The 20,895-nt window shown below is 33.0% G+C and carries 16 protein-coding genes and 1 pseudogene; 15 read left to right on the top strand and 2 right to left on the bottom strand.

Annotated features, from left to right (window positions below; genetic code table 11):
- The 10 genes from rseP (at nt 1) to KA824_RS12885 (ending at nt 13,641) form a co-directional block, all read left to right on the top strand.
- Entirely contained in the window at nt 1-1,287 is a 1,287-nt protein-coding gene (gene rseP, locus KA824_RS07490; protein WP_107384964.1) for an RIP metalloprotease RseP, read from the top strand.
- Nucleotides 1,288-1,304: 17 nt separating this feature from the next.
- A complete protein-coding gene (locus KA824_RS07485; protein ID WP_107384965.1) occupies nt 1,305-3,005 on the top strand; it encodes a proline--tRNA ligase in 1,701 nt (566 codons plus the stop codon).
- 374 nt (nt 3,006-3,379) lie between these two features.
- On the top strand, nt 3,380-7,696 hold the full coding sequence (locus KA824_RS07480) for a PolC-type DNA polymerase III (protein ID WP_181187467.1): 4,317 nt from the start codon (nt 3,380-3,382) through the stop codon (nt 7,694-7,696).
- 208 nt (nt 7,697-7,904) lie between these two features.
- A complete protein-coding gene (gene rimP, locus KA824_RS07475; protein ID WP_019468442.1) occupies nt 7,905-8,372 on the top strand; it encodes a ribosome maturation factor RimP in 468 nt (155 codons plus the stop codon).
- A 23-nt stretch (nt 8,373-8,395) separates the two neighbouring features.
- On the top strand, nt 8,396-9,592 hold the full coding sequence (gene nusA / locus KA824_RS07470) for a transcription termination factor NusA (RefSeq protein ID WP_107384967.1): 1,197 nt from the start codon (nt 8,396-8,398) through the stop codon (nt 9,590-9,592).
- Nucleotides 9,593-9,607: 15 nt separating this feature from the next.
- Nucleotides 9,608-9,892: an RNase P modulator RnpM gene (gene rnpM, locus KA824_RS07465; protein ID WP_019468440.1), complete on the top strand. Its 285-nt coding sequence runs from the start codon at nt 9,608-9,610 to the stop codon at nt 9,890-9,892.
- The gene (locus KA824_RS07460) at nt 9,889-10,206 is read left to right on the top strand and encodes a L7Ae/L30e/S12e/Gadd45 family ribosomal protein (protein ID WP_019468439.1); all 318 of its coding nucleotides are present in this window, start codon (nt 9,889-9,891) and stop codon (nt 10,204-10,206) included. The genes rnpM and KA824_RS07460 overlap by 4 nt, the downstream gene beginning before the upstream one ends.
- 4 nt (nt 10,207-10,210) lie before the next feature.
- The gene (gene infB / locus KA824_RS07455; RefSeq protein ID WP_210133252.1) at nt 10,211-12,331 is read left to right on the top strand and encodes a translation initiation factor IF-2; all 2,121 of its coding nucleotides are present in this window, start codon (nt 10,211-10,213) and stop codon (nt 12,329-12,331) included.
- A 315-nt stretch (nt 12,332-12,646) separates the two neighbouring features.
- A complete protein-coding gene (locus KA824_RS12890; protein ID WP_198645812.1) occupies nt 12,647-13,003 on the top strand; it encodes a hypothetical protein in 357 nt (118 codons plus the stop codon).
- Nucleotides 13,004-13,029: 26 nt separating this feature from the next.
- A complete protein-coding gene (locus tag KA824_RS12885; protein ID WP_245335986.1) occupies nt 13,030-13,641 on the top strand; it encodes a hypothetical protein in 612 nt (203 codons plus the stop codon).
- On the opposite strand, the pseudogene KA824_RS07445 reads toward KA824_RS12885, so the two are convergent.
- A pseudogene (locus KA824_RS07445) lies at nt 13,630-14,072 on the bottom strand (transposase); the annotation flags it as partial. The gene KA824_RS12885 and the pseudogene KA824_RS07445 sit on opposite strands and share 12 nt — an antisense overlap.
- 304 nt (nt 14,073-14,376) lie before the next feature.
- Nucleotides 14,377-15,249 (bottom strand): HTH domain-containing protein, encoded by an 873-nt coding sequence (locus tag KA824_RS07440; RefSeq protein ID WP_107385371.1) that lies wholly within the window; start codon nt 15,247-15,249, stop codon nt 14,377-14,379.
- 421 nt (nt 15,250-15,670) lie between these two features.
- On the opposite strand from KA824_RS07440, the gene rbfA reads away from it, so the two are divergent.
- The 5 genes from rbfA (at nt 15,671) to pnp (ending at nt 20,683) form a co-directional block, all read left to right on the top strand.
- Complete coding sequence (gene rbfA, locus KA824_RS07435) at nt 15,671-16,015, top strand: 30S ribosome-binding factor RbfA (protein ID WP_019468695.1); 345 nt, start codon at nt 15,671-15,673, stop codon at nt 16,013-16,015.
- Between the two features lie 126 nt (nt 16,016-16,141).
- Nucleotides 16,142-17,059, top strand: coding sequence for a tRNA pseudouridine(55) synthase TruB (gene truB / locus KA824_RS07430; protein ID WP_107384821.1), 918 nt, complete (start codon nt 16,142-16,144; stop codon nt 17,057-17,059).
- Nucleotides 17,060-17,072: 13 nt separating this feature from the next.
- The gene (locus KA824_RS07425; protein WP_107384820.1) at nt 17,073-18,044 is read left to right on the top strand and encodes a bifunctional riboflavin kinase/FAD synthetase; all 972 of its coding nucleotides are present in this window, start codon (nt 17,073-17,075) and stop codon (nt 18,042-18,044) included.
- A gap of 105 nt (nt 18,045-18,149) precedes the next feature.
- Complete coding sequence (rpsO, locus tag KA824_RS07420) at nt 18,150-18,419, top strand: 30S ribosomal protein S15 (protein WP_019468698.1); 270 nt, start codon at nt 18,150-18,152, stop codon at nt 18,417-18,419.
- 155 nt (nt 18,420-18,574) lie between these two features.
- Complete coding sequence (pnp, locus tag KA824_RS07415) at nt 18,575-20,683, top strand: polyribonucleotide nucleotidyltransferase (protein WP_107384819.1); 2,109 nt, start codon at nt 18,575-18,577, stop codon at nt 20,681-20,683.
- Nucleotides 20,684-20,895: the final 212 nt, after the last annotated feature.

The following is a 20,895-nucleotide window of genomic DNA, read 5'->3' as shown; positions in this document are numbered from 1 at the left end:
TTGAGTTTTCTAGTGACAATTATTTCTTTTATAATCGTATTTGGTGTTCTTGTAACGGTTCATGAATACGGTCATATGTTTTTTGCAAAAAGAGCTGGCATTATGTGCCCAGAATTTGCAATTGGAATGGGGCCAAAAATTTTCAGTTTTAGAAAAAATGAAACTTTATATACCATTCGTTTATTGCCAGTTGGAGGATATGTAAGAATGGCAGGTGACGGATTGGAAGAACCACCCGTTCAACCAGGTATGCATGTAAAGATAAAATTAAATGATAAAGATGAAATCACACACATCATTTTAGATGATCAACACAAATTCCAACAAATTGAAGCAATGGAAGTTAAGCAATGTGATTTTAAAGAGGATTTATATATAGAAGGTGTTACTGCTTATGATCAGCAAAGACATCATTATCAGATTGCTGACAAAGCTTACTTTGTTGAAAATGGTAGTTTAATTCAAATTGCTCCTAAAAACCGACAATTTACACACAAGAAACCTTATCAAAAATTCTTAACACTGTTTGCGGGTCCTTTATTTAACTTCTTACTTACATTAGTATTATTTATTGGCTTAGCTTATTATCAAGGTACACCAACAAATACAGTTGATAAAGTTGCGCAAGATAGTCCAGCAGCGCACGCTGGCTTAAAAACAGGTGACACTATCGTGAAAATTGATGACAAATCTATCGATAGTAAATCTGATATAGATCAAGCAATGTCTCAGGTTAAAGACAAAAAGACGCAAATTAAAGTAGAACGAGATGGCAAAACAGAAAATTTACAAGTAAAACCGAAAAAATACGAACAAAAAGTAACTAAAACACATTCAGAAACAAAATATTTATTAGGCTATACTGCTTCTACTGAACATACAGTATTTAAACCTATTGCTGAAGGTGTAAAACAAACAATTGTAGCTGGGAAACTGATATTTACTGCGATTTTAAGTATGATTGCGAGCATTTTTACAGGTCAATTTTCATTTGATATGTTAAATGGTCCTGTCGGTATTTACCATACGGTTGATTCTGTTGTTAAAACAGGCATTATCAATTTAATTTCTTGGACAGCATTGCTCAGTGTCAATTTAGGGTTGATGAATTTATTACCAGTCCCAGCACTTGATGGCGGACGTATCTTATTCGTAATATATGAAGCGATTTTCAGAAAGCCATTAAACAAAAAAGCAGAAACTACCATTATAGCGATTGGTGCAGTATTTGTATTAATTGTTATGGTCTTAGTGACATGGAATGACATTCAACGTTATTTCTTATAAAAGGAGAGAGCATGTAAATGAAACAATCTAAAGTATTTATACCAACGATGAAAGAAGTACCGGCTGCAGCTGAAGCTTTAAGTCATAGACTTTTGCTAAAAGCAGGATTAATTAAACAAAGTACGAGCGGCATATATAGCTATTTACCGTTAGCTGCAAAAGTTTTGAATAACATTGAAACAATTGTAAGACAAGAAATGGAACGTATTGATGCTGTGGAAATTTTAATGCCGGCGTTACAAAAAGCAGAACTATGGGAAGAATCAGGTCGTTGGAATGCATATGGTCCAGAACTGATGCGTTTAAAAGATAGACATGGTCGTGAGTTTGCACTTGGGCCAACACATGAAGAGCTTATAACGTCTGTGATAAGAGATGAGCTTAAATCATATAAACAATTACCACTTACTTTATTTCAAATACAATCTAAATTTAGAGATGAAAAACGTCCTCGTTTTGGACTGTTACGTGGTCGTGAATTTATTATGAAAGACGCATATTCGTTTCATGCAGATGAAACTTCTTTAGATGAAACATACCAAGATATGTATCACGCTTATGATCGCATATTTAAACGTGTCGGAATTAATGCACGACCAGTAGTTGCAGATTCAGGTGCTATTGGTGGAAGTCATACACATGAATTTATGGCTTTAAGTGAAATTGGTGAAGATACAATTGTTTATAGTGAAAATAGTGATTATGCTGCCAATATTGAAAAAGCTGAGGTTGTATATCATCCTAATGAAAAACATGATGATGTAGCATCATTAACAAAAATAGAAACACCTCAAGTACACACAGCACAAGCATTAGCAACATTTTTAGAAAAACCATTGGATGAAATTACAAAATCTATGGTATTTAATGTCGATGGTGAATTTATTATGGTACTTGTACGTGGTCACCATGAAATTAATGATGTGAAATTAAAAGCATTCTTTGGTACTGATCACATCGAATTAGCAACAGAAGATGAAATTAAAAATTTATTAGGTGCATCTCCTGGTTCACTTGGGCCAATTTTTGATAAAAATATCAAAGTATATGCTGATAACTTTATAAAAGATTTAAATAATATTGTTGTAGGCGCTAACGAAGATGGTTACCATTTATTGAATGCAAATGTAGGGCGTGACTTTGAAATAGAAGCGTATGGCGATTTTAGATTTATTTTAGAAGGTGAAGCCTTAGCTGATGGGTCAGGTGTCGCTAAATTTGCTGAAGGAATTGAAGTCGGGCAAGTATTTAAACTTGGTACAAAATATTCTGAAGCAATGAATGCAACATTCTTAGATAATCAAGGCAAAGCCAAACCTTTATTAATGGGATGTTATGGTATAGGTATTTCTAGAACTTTAAGTGCGATTGTTGAGCAAAATAATGATGAAAATGGTATTATATGGCCTAAATCAGTGACGCCATTTGATTTACACTTAATTACAATCAACCCTAAAAAAGAAGAACAACGTGAATTGGCCGATCAACTATATACACAATTAAAAGAAACATACGATGTACTATATGATGACCGTAAAGAACGTGCAGGTGTTAAATTTAATGATGCTGATTTAATTGGGTTACCAATTAGAGTAGTAGTTGGCAAAAATGCTGCAGAAGGTATCGTAGAAGTTAAACGACGTGATACAGGTGAAAGTGAAGATGTTCAAATTGATAACTTAAATCGTTATATTAATGATTTATACCTAAGTATATAATTCAGCAATTTACTTTTAGAAAGTAATTGCTATGACGAATGATATGTATGTTAAACAATTAAAAGCAAATATAATTTTTATCAATGAATATATTTGTATATGGGCATAGTTGAATTTTTAAGATTAACCTATAATTTGGTAAATAGTCGCCTTAATTAGGGGAGCGGGAAAGCGAAATCGAATGAGTCAGATTTGATTTCATTTCCGCTCCTATTTATTATTAGTAACCATATTGTAAAAATAGTAGAGTTTAAGTATTAGAAATTAATACTTTTCCGTTATAAGATAGATAATGTAAAAAATACATACGCGACAGTTAAAGAAATGATTTGAAATAGTAACGTAGTGTAATTAATAGTAAGGTGGTTATCGTCATGTCAATGACAAATCAAGAAAAATTTAAGGTCTTAGCAGATCAAATTAAAATTGCAGATCATTTGGATCCAGAAATTTTAGCACAAAGTGAATTAACGCGTGTAGATGTTAAAACAACTGATCGTATTTGGGTATTTCAGATAACATTTCCATATTTTTTACCTATAGAAGATTATCTGTTATTTATGAATGCAATCACTGAAGAATTTAAAACAATTGCCAAAGTTGATTGCAATTTTACAGTTACGAATAAAGTGAATCAAGACGAATATGCCTTGAAATACTTTAGTTATTGTATTGATCAAACGCAATTATCGCCAAAAGTAAAAGGTCAGCTTAAGCAAAAACGCTTAATTATGTCAGGGGATGTTCTCAAAGTCATGTGTCAGAATGATATAGAACGAGATCATTTTGATAAAGCTTGCAATGGGAGTTTGATTAAAGCATTTCAACAATGTGGATTTGCAATCAGTAGTATCATTTTTGAAACTGATCATACTTCAAATGGAGACGATTTAGCATCATTAGAGGCACATATTCAACAAGAAGATGAAAAAAGTGCACGTGAAGCCACTGAAAAGTTAGAAAAGATGCGCGCTGAAAAAGCCAAACAACAAGATAATAACGAAAGTGCTGTAGCTAAATGTCAAATTGGTAAACCGATTCAAATAGAAAATGTAAAACCTATTGAATCAATTATCGAAGAAGAATTTAAAGTTGCGGTGGAAGGTGTTATCTTTGATATTAATTTAAAAGAATTGAAAAGCGGACGTCATATTGTTGAATTAAAAGTTACAGATTACACCGATTCATTAGTGTTGAAAATGTTCACTAGAAAAAATAAAGATGATTTAGCTCATTTTAAAGCCCTTAGTGTTGGTAAATGGGTACGAGCACAAGGTCGAATAGAAGAAGACACATTCGTACGTGACTTAGTAATGATGATGTCTGATATAGAAGAAATAAAAAAAGCAGTTAAACAAGACAAAGCAGATGAGAAACGCGTAGAATTTCATTTGCATTCATCCATGAGTCAGATGGACGGCATTCCGAATATAAGTGCATATGTGGACCAAGCAGCCAAATGGGGTCATAAAGCGATTGCAATTACTGATCATAATGTGGTTCAAGCATTTCCAGATGCGCATGCTGCAGCTGAAAAAAATAATATTAAAATGATATATGGTATGGAAGGCATGTTGGTTGATGATGGTGTGCCTATAGCTTACAAGCCACAAGATATTGATTTAAAAACTGCAACATACGTTGTTTTTGACGTTGAAACAACAGGTTTATCTAATCAGTATGATAAAATTATTGAACTCGCAGCTGTAAAAGTAAAAGAAGGAGAAATCATTGATAAGTTTGAACGTTTTAGTAATCCACATGAACGTTTATCTGAAACAATCAAGAATTTAACGCATATCACTGACGATATGCTCGTCAATGCGCCTGAAATTGAAACAGTATTAACAGAGTTTAAAGAGTGGGTCGGCGATGCGATATTTGTAGCACATAATGCATCATTTGATATGGGATTCATAGATACCGGTTATGAAAAAACTGGTCTAGGTGTATCAACGAATGGTGTGATAGATACACTTGAACTTTCCAGAACTATCAACACAGAATATGGTAAGCATGGTCTGAATTTCTTAGCTAAAAAATATGGTGTAGATTTAACACAGCATCACAGAGCGATTTATGATACTGAAGCAACAGCTTATATTTTTATAAAAATGTTAAAACAATTAGAAGAAGCGGAAGTTTATAATCATCAAGATATTAATAAATCGTTATCTAATGAAGATGCGTATAAACGTGCACGTCCAAACCACGTAACACTTATTGTGCAAAATCAACAAGGCTTGAAAAATTTATTTAAAATAGTAAGTGCGTCTTTAGTTAAATATTATTATAGAACACCTAGAATTCCACGATCATTATTAGATGAATATCGTGAAGGTATTCTTGTTGGTTCTGCATGTGATGAAGGTGAAGTATTTACTGCAGTAATGCAAAAAGATCAATCTCAAGTGGAAAGAATAGCAAAATACTATGATTTCATTGAAGTTCAGCCACCTGCATTATATCAAGATTTAATAGATAGAGAACTGGTGAGAGATAATGAAACATTGCATGAAATTTATCAACGCCTTATTCAAGCTGGAGATGTAAATGATATTCCTGTCATTGCTACAGGGAACGCGCATTATCTAAACGAACATGATGGTATTGCACGTAAAATTTTAATTGCATCACAGCCAGGTAACCCGTTAAATCGTAGTACTTTACCTGAGGCACACTTTAGAACAACAGATGAAATGTTAGACGAATTACATTTCTTAGGTGAAGCAAAAGCTCATGAACTAGTTGTTAAAAACACGAATGAATTAGCAGACCGTATCGAACGTGTAGTTCCGATAAAAGATGAATTGTATACGCCGCGTATGGAAGGTGCTAATGATGAAATACGAGATATGAGCTATGCCAATGCCAGAGCATTATATGGCGAAGATTTACCACAAATTGTCATCGACCGATTAGAGAAAGAACTTGAAAGTATCATTGGGAATGGATTCTCTGTTATATATTTAATTTCGCAAAGACTTGTTAAAAAATCGCTGGATGACGGTTACCTAGTAGGTTCACGTGGCTCTGTAGGTTCGAGTTTTGTAGCGACAATGACTGAAATTACAGAAGTTAATCCATTACCACCGCATTATATTTGTCCACAATGTAAAGAAAGTGAGTTCTTTAACGATGGATCCATTGGCTCTGGTTTTGATTTACCAGATAAAAAATGTGGCACATGTGGTTGTGAATTGATTAAAGAAGGGCAAGATATTCCTTTTGAAACTTTCTTAGGCTTCAAAGGTGATAAAGTGCCTGATATCGACTTGAACTTTAGTGGTGAGTATCAACCTCAAGCTCATAATTACACAAAAGAATTGTTTGGTGAAGACAAAGTCTTTCGTGCCGGTACTATTGGTACGGTGGCAGAAAAAACAGCTTTCGGTTTTGTGAAAGGATTTTTAAACGATCAAGGCATTCACAAAAGAGGAGCTGAAGTTGACAGACTCGTGAAAGGTTGCACGGGTGTTAAACGTACAACAGGACAACATCCAGGTGGCATCATCGTTGTCCCAGATTATATGGATATCTACGATTTTACACCTGTTCAATTTCCGGCAGATGATCAATCATCAGCTTGGATGACAACACATTTTGATTTCCACTCAATACATGATAACGTATTGAAACTGGATATATTAGGACACGATGACCCGACCATGATCCGTATGTTACAGGATTTATCAGGTATTGATCCTAAAACGATACCTGTTGATGATAAGGAAACCATGGGGATTTTTAGTTCACCAGAACCATTAGGTGTAACATCAGAGCAAATTTTATGTAAAACTGGTACATTTGGTGTGCCTGAATTTGGTACAGGATTTGTTCGTCAAATGTTAGAAGATACCAAACCAACTACATTTTCAGAATTAGTTAGAATATCTGGATTATCACATGGTACGGATGTTTGGCTAGGTAACGCACAAGATTTAATACGCTCAGGAACTTGCGATTTATCAAGTGTCATTTGTTGTCGTGATGATATTATGGTTTATCTAATGTATAACGGTTTAGAACCTTCACTAGCCTTCAAGACAATGGAATTTGTGCGTAAAGGTAAAGGGCTTACGGATGATATGGTTGAAGCAATGGTAGACAATGAAGTGCCTGATTGGTATTTAGATTCATGTAGAAAAATTAAATACATGTTCCCTAAAGCGCATGCTGCAGCATATGTGTTGATGGCGGTACGTATTGCATATTTCAAAGTCCATTACCCACTTTACTACTATGCAAGCTACTTTACGGTGCGTGCATCTGATTTTGATTTAATCTCAATGATTAAAGATAAAGAAGGTATTCGAAATACAGTAAACGATATGTATTCGCGCTACATGGATTTAGCCAAAAAAGAAAAAGATACATTAACTGTATTAGAAATCATGAATGAAATGGCGCAACGTGGTTATCGTATGCAACCGATAAGTTTAGAGAAAAGCAAAGCATTTGATTTTATCATTGAAGATGATAGTTTAATTCCACCGTTTATTGCTGTTCCTGGATTAGGAGAAAATGTTGCGCAACGCATAGTTGAAGCACGTGAAGAGGGACCGTTTTTATCTAAAGAAGATTTAAATAAAAAAGCTGGCTTGTCACAAAAAGTCATTGAGTATTTAGACGAACTTGGTTCATTACCTAACTTGCCAGATAAAGCACAATTATCAATATTTGATATGTAATCGTGCAATATAGTGATTGAAATTGAATATCAAAATGCTAAATTTATAAAAATTTGATATTAGTTATTGTCATACTATATGAAAAGATATAGTTGTTTGTATAGGAAATAAACATATGGTATAATAATATTGCTTAAAAAATTAGACTCAGGCAGGAAGAGTGGGCGTTATACCCGCTCTTTTCTATTTGCCAAAAAAGGAGGTCAGTATGAGTAAAGTAACTGAGCAAGTTGAATCAATTATTCAACCCGTCCTTGACGACTTAAATTTCGAATTAGTTGAAGTCGAATACACAAAAGAAGGAAAAGATTACTTCTTAAGAGTATCCATTGATAAAGAAGGTGGCGTCGATTTAAACGATTGCGCCCTAGCTTCTGAAAAGATTAGTGAAGTTATGGATGAAGAAGATCCTATTCAAGAAATGTATTATTTAGATGTAGCTTCTCCAGGTGCTGAAAGACCTATAAAAAAAGAAAAAGATTTCCAAAATGCTGTTTCAAAACCGATATACGTTTCTTTATATGCTCCTATTGAAGGTGGAAAAGAATGGTTAGGTATCTTAAAAGAAGTAACAAGTGAAACGATTATTATGGAAGTAAAAGAAAAATCAAAGAAGAAACAAGTTGAAATTCCAAGAAATAAAATCGCTAAAGCACGTCATGCTGTAATGCTTTAATGTGATGAGGAGGATGATAAATCGTGTCAAGTAATGAATTATTATTAGCAACTGAATATTTAGAAAAAGAAAAAAAGATTCCAAGAGAAGTTTTAATTGATGCAATTGAAGCAGCGCTGATTACTGCATATAAAAAGAACTATGACAGTGCAAGAAGTGTACGCGTTGAGTTAAACATGGATGAAGGTACATTTCATGTGATTGCTCGTAAACAAGTCGTAGAAGAAGTAATGGATAATAGAGAAGAAATCGACTTAAGTACAGCACTAGTTAAAAATCCAGCATATGAAGTTGGTGATATCTACGAAGAAGATGTAACGCCAAGTGATTTTGGACGTGTAGGTGCACAAGCTGCGAAACAAGCTGTAATGCAACGTTTACGCGATGCTGAGCGTGAAATATTATATGATGAGTTTATCGATAAAGAAGATGATATTGTTAATGGTCTCATTGATAGAGTCGATCATCGTTATGTATACGTTAATTTAGGACGCACAGAAGCTGTTTTATCTGAAGCTGAAAGAAGCCCTAATGATAGCTACATTCCTAATGAGAGAATTAGAGTATATGTCAATAAAGTAGAGCAAACTACAAAAGGGCCTCAAATTTACGTTTCACGTAGCCATCCAGGATTATTAAAACGCTTGTTTGAACAAGAAGTACCAGAAATTTTTGACGGTACAGTAATTGTAAAATCAGTTGCTCGTGAAGCTGGAGATCGCTCTAAAATCAGCGTTCATTCAGATAATCCAGATATTGATGCAGTAGGTGCATGTGTAGGTGCTAAAGGTTCCCGTGTTGAAGCGGTTGTAGAAGAATTAGGTGGCGAAAAAATTGACATTGTTCAATGGAATGAAGATCCGAAGGTATTTGTTAAAAATGCTTTAAGCCCTTCTCAAGTACTACAAGTTATTGTTGATGAAGAAAACCAATCAACGGTTGTTGTTGTGCCTGACTATCAATTATCTTTAGCAATCGGTAAGCGTGGACAAAACGCACGTTTAGCTGCCAAATTAACTGGTTGGAAAATTGATATAAAATCAGAAAGTGATGCTAGAGCTGAAGGCGTTTATCCTACAGATGAAGCGATTGAAACTGAGGATGTTGAAAATATTGAACAAAACACAGACATTGATTTAGAAGACGTTAATACAGAAATTAATGACTTCAAAAAAGATGATGAAACAGATAGCTTGGATGAAGAAGACGCTGAAAAATAAATTGGAGTGAGCTTTATGAAAAAGAAAAAAATTCCAATGCGTAAATGTATACTTTCAAACGACATGCACCCTAAAAAAGATATGATTCGAGTTGTTATTAATAAAGAAGGCGAAATTTTTGCTGATGCAACTGGAAAACAACAAGGTCGTGGTGCATATGTATCAAAAGATGTTAAATTAGTAGAAGATGCACAAAAAAAAGGTGTATTAGAAAAATACTTTAAGGTTGATGCAGAAACTCTAAATCCTGTATATAAGGAAATTATACGTCTTATTTATCGTGAAGAGATACCTAAATGACTATAGAGAAAATCGTGAATTTTTTAGGGTTAGCAATGCGTGCTGGAAAAGTTAAAACAGGTGAATCAGTCATTTTAAATGACATTAAGAAAAATAGATTGAAGCTCGTAATTATTGCAACTGATGCTTCTGAAAATACAATGACAATGTTTCAGAACAAGTGTGAAAGTTACCATATATCATTTCGTATATTTGGAACGAGAGCTGAATTAGGACAAGCTTTAGGTAAAGCAGAACGAGTTAACATTGGAATCACTGATCAAGGCTTTGCTAAAAAGTTAGTGTCAATGATAGATGAATATCGTAAGGAGTGACTATATGAGTAAAATAAGAATTTACGAATACGCCAAAGATTTAAAATTAAAAAGTAAAGATATTATAGACGAATTAAAGAAGATGGACGTTGAGGTAACGAGCCATATGCAAACGTTAGAAGACGACCAAATAAAAGCATTAGATAAAGTTTATAAACCAGAGAAATCCAATCAATCAGAACAAAAACAACAAGGTCAAAATCAACAGAAATCATCAAATAGCAAGTCTAATGCTAATAAAAAAGATAATAGTAATCAAAATCACAAGCAAAATAATAAAAATAATAACAAAAATAAGAAGAACAACAAGAACAATAAAAATAACAATAACAATAAAAACAAACAAACTAAACAGGAAGAACCAAAAGAAATACCTTCAAACATCACTTATCAAGAAGGTATAACAGTGGGAGAACTTGCTGAGAAAATTAATGTTGATTCTTCAGAAATTATTAAAAAGTTATTCTTATTAGGAATAATGGCTAACATTAATCAAGCATTAGATGATGAAACATTAGAATTGATTGCTGATGATTATGGTGTGGAAGTGGAAAAAGAAGTTGTTATTGATGAAGAAGATTTATCAATTTATTTTGATGATGAATCTGAAGATGAAGATGCAGTAGAAAGACCAGCAGTCGTTACTATTATGGGACATGTTGACCATGGTAAAACAACATTATTGGATTCTATCCGTCACACACAAGTAACAGCAGGTGAAGCTGGTGGTATCACACAACATATTGGTGCTTATCAAATTGAAAATGATGGCAAAAAAATTACTTTCTTTGATACACCAGGACATGCTGCATTCACAACGATGCGTGCACGTGGTGCACAAGTAACTGATATTACAATTTTGGTAGTAGCAGCAGATGATGGTGTAATGCCTCAAACGATAGAAGCTATTAATCATGCCAAAGAGGCAAATGTACCAACAATTGTAGCTGTTAATAAAGTTGATAAACCAACTGCTAACCCAGACCGAGTAATGCAAGAATTGACTGAATATGGTTTGATTCCTGAAGCCTGGGGTGGCGATACAATTTTCGTACCACTTTCTGCTTTAAGCGGTGATGGTATTGAAGATTTAATAGAAATGATTGTACTTACATCTGAAATACAAGAACTAAAAGCTAATCCTGATAAAAAAGCAGTGGGTACAGTGATAGAAGCAGAATTAGATAAATCACGTGGTCCATCTGCATCACTTCTAGTACAAAATGGTACGCTACATGTCGGAGATGCATTGGTTGTTGGTAATACGTATGGTAGAATTCGTGCGATGGTTAACGATTTAGGTCAAAGAATTAAATCTGCAAAGCCATCTACTCCTGTTGAAATTACAGGTATTCATGATGTACCACAAGCTGGGGACCGTTTTGTTGTGTTTAAAGATGAGAAACAAGCAAGACGTATTGGAGAAGCACGTCATGAAGCCAATGTTTTACAACAACGTCAAGAAAGTAAGAGCGTTTCACTAGATAATTTATTTGAACAAATGAAACAAGGTGAAATGAAAGATTTAAATGTCATCATTAAAGGTGATGTCCAAGGCTCTGTAGAAGCACTTGCAGCTTCATTAATGAAAATTGAAGTAGAAGGTGTTAATGTTCGTATTATTCACACTGCAGTAGGTGCGATAAACGAATCCGATGTGACCTTAGCGAATGCATCAAATGGTATTATCATTGGTTTCAATGTAAGACCTGATACAGGTGCCAAACGTGCAGCTGAAACAGAAGGTGTAGACATGAGATTACACCGCGTCATTTATAGCGTTATTGAAGAAATAGAAGCTGCAATGAAAGGCTTGCTAGATCCAGAATACGAAGAACAAGTGATTGGCCAAGCAGAAGTACGTCAAACATTTAAAGTTTCAAAAGTAGGTACAATTGCTGGTAGTTATGTTACAGATGGTAAGATTACGAGAAATGCGGGTGTCCGTGTTATCAGAGATGGTATTGTTCAATTTGAAGGTGAACTGGACACGTTAAAACGTTATAAAGACGATGCTAAAGAAGTAGCCCAAGGCTATGAATGTGGTATCACAATTGAAAAATATAACGATTTAAAAGAAGGCGACATTATAGAAGCTTTCGAAATGGTTGAAATTAAAAGATAAAGATAGTTATTTTAAATAAATAAGAAAAATAAAACCGTAGGCTAACTTATAGTGTTAGCTTACGGTTTTTTTCTTTTAAATATGTTATCTTTTGGGTAAGAGCATGTGTAACTTTGGATCATTTAAAATAATTGTTTATTTTTATAATTTATTTTAATGTTTAGCTTTAAGTGCATAGTTATTTGAAAATTTAGCCTTTTATTAAGCGTTGTGAACGAGTTAAAAAAGTTTAAGTAAAATTGCTTGTTACCTTAATCTGGACACTAACTGTCTATGTACTTAATTAAACTTAGCATAAATAGGAGGTTATAAGTGATGAGTGAATACTTAAAAGAAATAAATGAATTTTGGCAAGAATACTTGGATCAATATAACTCTATTTATGACTTAGATACTTTAAATGAAATAATAAAAAGACATGACACAACCGCTTTTCTACACCCACAAGATTTAGCATACTTCAAAAGAAATTTTGGTGAAGATTTTAGTAATATCCCAAGATTTAAAAAGTTGATTGATTTTGCAAATGGGAAAGTGAAAATTAATAAGCACAGACAACGAATTGTACAAAATGATGCAGTATTAAGTCCAGCCATAGCAAGACCATATTTTGGAAATCCTGAAATAGCAGATATAGTGATTTTGAAAAAAAGGCTGAGAATGATTTTATAATTAATGACCCTTCATTACCAGAAGAAATGGTAGTACATTATCGTAATAGAATATTGCAAGATATCCAAGGTGAGTTGAATTTAAACGGACAAAAAGTATTTCTTCCTTATATAGATCATCATTGTTGGTTTAAGAAATATATCTATAGCAATGGGTCTATATTAAAGCAATTTAATATTAATCCAAATAGAATGATGGTTATGAATTTCTTTCCATATCAAACTGGCCATACAGCAGGTATACCAAAAGATTTTTTAACATTTAATCATTATCTACCATCCCAAGTTATGAATTTTGAACTATTATTAAAAATTATAAATGATGATAAGAGGCGGATTTATATTGTAAGTGAAGAAGAACTCTTTATTTCAATTTTTAAAAATTTTACTAATAGTGAATTACATCAATACCTTGTTGACAATTTGTTTGTGCTTTCATCTAAACAGAATAGACACATCACAGCATGTAATGTATTGAGTTATAAAGAGCATGTTAAGCGTTTAAAAAAGAAAGAGTCATTAAATAAAATAGATTATTATAAGTGGAATCAACAACAAAAAAAAGAGCGAGAGTTAGGCAATTCGGATTTTATAAGAAAACTTAAAGCTATCCAATATAAGGAAGCATTACCACGTTAGTAAAATTGAAATGACTGAAAAGGTTCGGGACATAAATGTCTCTGACTAAACAGAAAACGATAATTTCTATTGAAATAATGTAGAAATTGTCGTTTTCTTTTTTTACCAAATAGTGTAGCTCGTTGAGCTACTATTTTCCTTACATTCAATGCCATTAAGACAAACTCTAATTTTCTTTTGACTTTGTCTACCCCTCGAACTAACACTCGAGTGAAACCCAAAATAGCCTTCATGAATCCAAAAACTGGTTCTACATCAATTTTTCTTTGACTTTAGATTTTTTAGTTCCTAGTTCTGAAAGCTGCTGATTAATTTGAGATTTAAAATACTCCCAAATTAAAATGCTTCATTATCTTCTTATTCGTTTTTGAATTGTTTTTCATACATAAATTTTTAAGTGGACATTTTAAACAATCATCACATTCGTATAATATGAGTCATGTTATAATCTTTATACATAAGGCAACTCGTTAATTTGGTTTAGTAGTGTTTATTAAATTATACGAAATGCCCTTCTTTTTTTGAATAAAAAATGCAAATTGTACTGATTTTGTAACGTGCTGACGCCCGGGGAAATGATATGAGCGAGAGACTACAGGCTCGAGCCATATCCCCAGGCAAGCATGCACGATCAAAATCGGAAGATTTTAAATATAAAGAGGGCAAATCCATTGTTAAGGATTTGCCCTCTTATTTTGAGAATGGGATTTATGTCCCGGCCTTTTTAGTATGCAGTTAAATATGATAATGCTTAAATAACGATTTGATTTTATTTTTGAAATCTTCCACATAATGATCTGGCTTTAATAAAATGATTTCTTGTGGATATTCATATGCTAAGTGTAGGCATTCGCTTTTTGAAATAATGAGTTCAGCTTCAATGAATGCTTCGTTATTTTGAGCATTCAGGACTATAAATTGACGTTGAATTTGTTCCCATATAGATGAACGGAATTTCATAGTGACAGTCGGGACTTGTAGAAAAATATTTTCGTCAAAAGCTTCATCAAATTGATGAATATCAAGTATTGAATTTAAATCTTGCGTATAAATTTTGTTCTGATATATATAAGTAATCCAATATTTATTTTTGAAATGTCTTGTATATATTGGTACAACTTTATATGTTTGATGATCAACATCATTTAGCGAAATAATCTGTTTATTTTGTATGGCAAGTTGTATTTTATAAATAAGTGTTGATTCTGTTAATTCGTGATTGATTGTAAATTGATTGAGTAATGTATTAGATAAAAATTTTTCAGCTAGATTCGAATTACTGTTTAGGCCTCTAATTAAATTATATGTATCGATATGAATGTTGGGCGTGAAATTTTTCATTCTAAATAGCAGATTAAGTAACCGATTATTTTTAAATTTATAGCGATCTATTCTTATGCGATGTCGGCCTATATTGTTTTCATAAACAATTCTTGCATTTAGTCCTTCCCATTCATGGTCTTCATATAAAAAATTGTTTATATCACTAAAGTCTCGCTGTATTGATCTTACATTAACATTTAATTGTTGTGCGAGTTCTTCTTTGCTTAATTTTTTCCCATTAAATAGACGAGTGAAAATATAAAGTAGTCTTTCTGATTTATCCAAGTATACACGCTCCTAACAATTTCAATAGAACAATTCATATTTTATTAGTTTGAATTATAGCATGATATTTTCTATAATGTGTAAAACAATATAAAATAAATTAAAAACTTAGTTGTTTCCTAAATAGTAATCATTTATAAAATTCAATGTAAATTTTATAAACTACCGCAGCATTTAAAAATAAAAATGTAATAAAGTTTCAGGCTATAACACTTAAGAAATATAATTGTGCCTAACTGTAATGGAAATAATGTTTTATCGTTTCATAACAATTACCTTTTTGATTTATTATTGATTTAGCAATTAAATTTTTTTTATTAAAAAAAGAATGAAGTTTGTTTGACGTTGTGAAATGAACTGTCATATAATCTTTAAGTAAGATAAATATACATGTATGAATGATATTTGTGAGGTGAAATATATGAATATGAGAGCTGAACGTGTTGGCGAACAAATGAAACAAGAAATCATGGACATTGTTAACAATAAAGTAAAAGATCCTAGAATTGGTTTCCTAACAATAACAGAAGTTCAATTAACGAATGATTTATCTATTGCAACAATTTATTTAACTGTACTTGGTAATGACAAACAAATTGATGATACGTTTAAAGGTTTAGAGAAAGCAAAAGGTTTTATCAAATCTGAAATTGGTTCAAGAATGCGTTTAAGAATTGTACCAGATTTAAAATTTGAATACGATGAGTCTATTGACTACGGAAATAAAATTGAAAAAATGATACAAGATTTACACAAAAATGATTAATTTTCAAAGCTGAAACAAACATTCACTGAGATGTTTGTTTCAGCTTTTTTATAACCATTTCTTTATTGAGTCGTGTTAATATAAGTAAGGAATGATAATAAAAGAACGATTGAAGGTGACATTAAAATGTATAATGGTATTTTACCTGTGTACAAAGAACGTGGCTTAACAAGCCATGACGTTGTATTTAAATTAAGGAAAATTTTAAAAACCAAAAAGGTGGGGCATACTGGTACATTAGATCCTGAAGTTTCAGGTGTATTACCCATATGTATAGGTCCAGCGACTAAGGTGAGCGATTATATTATGGAAATGGGAAAGACCTATTTTGCAACTGTATATTTAGGTTTTAGTACCACTACAGAAGATCAGACAGGTGAAATTTTAGAAAAAAAGGCTATTGATGAAGACGCACTTAATGAGGAACAAATAGATAACACTTTAGCACGTTTTGAAGGTGTAATTACGCAAATCCCACCGATGTATTCATCAGTGAAGGTTAACGGTAAAAAGCTTTATGAATATGCAAGAAAAAATGAAACAGTTGAAAGGCCTTCAAGAGAAGTCGAGATTTTCGACATTAAGCGAGCGTCTGAACTACGATTTAAAAATCAAGGTTGCCAGTTTGATATCATAGTAAAATGTGGTAAAGGTACTTATATTAGAACGTTGGCAACAGATATAGGAAAAGCGCTTGAATTACCAGCACATATGTCAAAGTTAACAAGAATACAAAGTGGTGGTTTTGATATTGAAAATAGTCTTACAATCGAAGATATACAATCACTACATGAGCACGAAACATTACAGGAAAAACTTTTTCCGATAGAATATGGTCTGAGAGGTTTGAAAAAAATCAACATTTCAAATGAAAGTCAAAGATTTAAAATATTGAATGGTCAAAAATTTGATACGAATGATTTTGACCAATCCATAGATACGTTGGTTGTGATGTTTGATACACTAAATAATAAGGCATTAGCAATTTATACACCACATCCTGAGAAGCCTTATGAAATAAAACCGAAGAAGGTATTTAACTAAAGGAGAAATAGCCATGAAAGTAATTGAAGTAACTCATCCGATTCAAGAAGATCAGTATATATCAGAAGATGTAGCAATGGCTTTTGGTTTTTTTGATGGCATGCATAAAGGTCATGCAGAGGTATTTGATACTTTAGAAAAAAAGGCAGAGGCATCGAATTTAAAGAAAGCTGTGATGACATTTGATCCACATCCTTCTGTTGTTTTAAATCCTGAACTTAAACGTACGGATTACTTAACTCCGATTCAAGATAAAATAGAAATATTAGAATCTTACGGGATTGACTATTGCATTGTCATTAATTTTTCTTCTAAATTTGCGAATGTAAGTGCAGAAGAATTTATACAGGAATACATCATTAATAACCATGTAAAAGAAGTAATTGCAGGTTTTGATTTTACGTTTGGCAAATTTGGTAAAGGTAACATGATGATTTTAGACGAAATGTCGGATTTTAATACGACTATCGTAAGTAAACAAGAAATTGAATCGGAGAAAATATCTACAACAGATATTAGAAAATCACTGAAAACAGGTGACTTACAAAAGGCAAACGATGAGCTTGGATATCGATATCGTATAAAAGGCATGGTTGTACAAGGGGAAAAACGTGGAAGAACAATTGGTTTTCCTACAGCGAATGTAGAGCCGAGTGGAGATTACGTACTGCCTAAAAATGGTGTTTATGCCGTGAGTATGAAAATAGGTGCAAATGATAAGATTTATCGTGGAGCTGCCAACGTTGGTGTCAAACCAACATTTCATGATCCTTCTAAAGCACAAGTTGTCATAGAGGTGAATCTGTTTGACTTCCACGAAAACATATACGGTGAACGTGTTATCGTTTATTGGCATCATTATTTAAGACCAGAAGTTAAATTTGATGGTATAGATCCTTTAGTTGAACAAATGAATAAGGATAAAGAAAAAGCGAAATATTTACTTTCTGTTGATTTTGGTGACGAAATATCATATAATATTTAAGTCTGATGTGTTACACACACATACAAGGCACCTTTATCTTGGCAGTTCGAGACTCCGACGATTGCTCGGATAAAGGCGCATAAAAATAAAAGGAGGAAATTGACTATGGCAATTTCACAAGAACGTAAAAATGAATTAATTAAAGAATATCGTACACACGAAGCGGACACTGGTTCTCCAGAAGTACAAATCGCTGTGTTAACTGCAGAAATCACTGCATTAAACACTCACTTACGTGAACATACGAAAGATCACCATTCACGTCGTGGATTATTAAAAATGGTAGGTCGTCGTAGACACTTATTAAACTACTTACGTAGCAAAGATATTCAACGTTACCGTGAATTAATTAAATCATTAGGTATCCGTCGTTAATCTTTAGACGTATATTTATCGGGAAAGAACCTTTGGGGTCTTTCCCTTTTTTATAATTTTAGCATTTATAATTATTCATTAAACTATATACTAATATAAATCATTATTAATAAATGATATGATAGGATTAACAGATAAATGAGAGGAGATTCGTAATGTCTCAAGAAAAAAAAGTTTTCAAAACTGAATGGGCAAATAGATCTTTAACGATTGAAACCGGACAATTAGCTAAACAAGCTAACGGCGCAGTACTTGTTAGATATGGTGATACAGTCGTTTTATCTACTGCAGTAGCGTCAAAAGAACCACGTGATGGTGACTTTTTCCCATTAATGGTTAACTACGAAGAAAAAATGTATGCTGCAGGTAAAATACCTGGTGGCTTTAAAAAACGCGAAGGCCGTCCGAGTGATGAAGCTACGTTAACTGCACGATTAATTGATAGACCCATTCGACCTTTGTTCCCTAAAGGTTATAGATATGACGTACAAATAATGAATACAGTCTTAAGTGCTGATCCTGATTGCTCTCCTGAAATGGCAGCAATGATAGGTTCGTCAATGGCATTAAGTGTTTCTGATATACCTTTTCAAGGTCCAATAGCAGGCGTGAACGTTGGTTATATAGATGGAGAATATGTGATTAACCCTACCGTTGCACAAAAAGAAGTATCTAGACTTGATTTAGAAGTAGCTGGTCATAAAGATGCTGTAAATATGGTAGAAGCAGGCGCAAGTGAAATTACAGAAAATGAAATGCTTGAAGCTATTTTCTTTGGACACCAAGAAATTCAGCGTCTAGTTAGCTTCCAAGAAGAAATTATCGATCATATTCAACCAGAGAAAAAAGCATTTGTTCCTGTTGAAAAAGATGAAACACTCGTTGAAAAGGTAAAATCATTAACTGCATCATATGGTTTAAAAGATGCCGTGTTAACATTTGATAAGCAACAACGAGATATTAATTTAGATGAACTTAAAGAGAAGGTTGCATCAGAATTTGTTGATGAAAATGATGATGAGAATGAAGTTTTAATCAAAGAAGTTTACAGTATATTAGATGACTTGGTTAAAGAAGAAGTAAGACGTCTCATAGCAGAAGAAAAAATCAGACCAGATGGTCGTAAAACAGATGAAATTCGCCCATTAGAATCTGAAGTTGGTATTTTACCAAGAGCGCATGGTTCAGGTTTATTTACAAGAGGACAAACACAGGCACTTTCAGTGTTAACATTAGGTTCGATGAGTGAATATCAAATCCTAGATGGTCTTGGTGAAGAAGAACAAAAACGTTTTATGCATCACTATAACTTCCCAAATTATTCAGTTGGTGAAACTGGACCAGTTCGTTCACCTGGTCGACGCGAAATTGGACATGGTGCATTGGGAGAACGCGCACTTAGCCACATCATTCCAGATGTTAAAGATTTCCCATATACTGTGAGAATAGTGAGTGAAGTATTAGAATCAAACGGTTCATCATCACAAGCTTCTATTTGTGGCTCAACGTTAGCGTTGATGGATGCGGGTGTTCCAATCAAAGCCCCAGTTGCTGGTATCGCTATGGGATTAGTTACACGTGACGATAGTTATACCATATTAACTGACATACAGGGGATGGAAGATGCACTTGGTGATATGGACTTTAAAGTAGCTGGTACATCTGAAGGTATTACAGCTATACAAATGGATATCAAAATTGATGGTTTAACTAAAGAAATTATTAAAGAAGCATTAGACCAAGCTCGAGAAGGTCGTTTGGCCATATTAGATCATATGCTACAAACAATTGATACACCACGTGGTGAACTAAGTGCCTTTGCACCTAAGGTTGTTACGATGTCTATTAAACCTGAAAAAATTAGAGATGTAATTGGTCCGGGTGGTAAAAAAATCAATGAAATCATTGATGAAACGGGCGTTAAATTAGATATCGAACAAGATGGAACGATATTTATTGGTGCAGTAGATAAAGATGCGATTGAAAAAGCGCGTAGTATCATTGACGAAATTACAAGAGAAGCAGTAGTTGGAGAAATATACAACGGTACAGTTAAACGTATTGAAAAATATGGTGCGTTTGTTGAATTATTCCCAGGTAAAGACGCACTTGTACACATTTCTCAAATTGCTAATGAGCGCATTGATAAAGTAGAAGATGTGTTGAAAGTAGGAGACACATTTAAAATTAAAGTTACAGAAATTGATAAACAAGGTAGAGTAAATGCTTCACATAAGGCATTGTTATCAAATAATACTAAATAATGTTTATTATTAGAGACTGGTAAAATGATGAGAACTGCTTACAATAGAATTATTTTAATTCTATTGTAGAAAAGTTCAAGTCATATCACTGGTTTCTTTTTTTAATATTTCAGCATTGATAATTAAATAGGAGTAAGCAAAAAGCTAAAAATAAATGTGAATATATACATAAAAAGCGCTACAAAAACATCATTGCATACGTTAGAATCGCT

Origin of the sequence: Staphylococcus sp. GDY8P198P (genome assembly GCF_017891615.1) — a bacterium.
In the GTDB taxonomy this organism is placed as follows: Bacteria; Bacillota; Bacilli; order Staphylococcales; family Staphylococcaceae; genus Staphylococcus; species Staphylococcus cohnii.
This window is presented reverse-complemented; position numbering and strand designations above follow the sequence as displayed.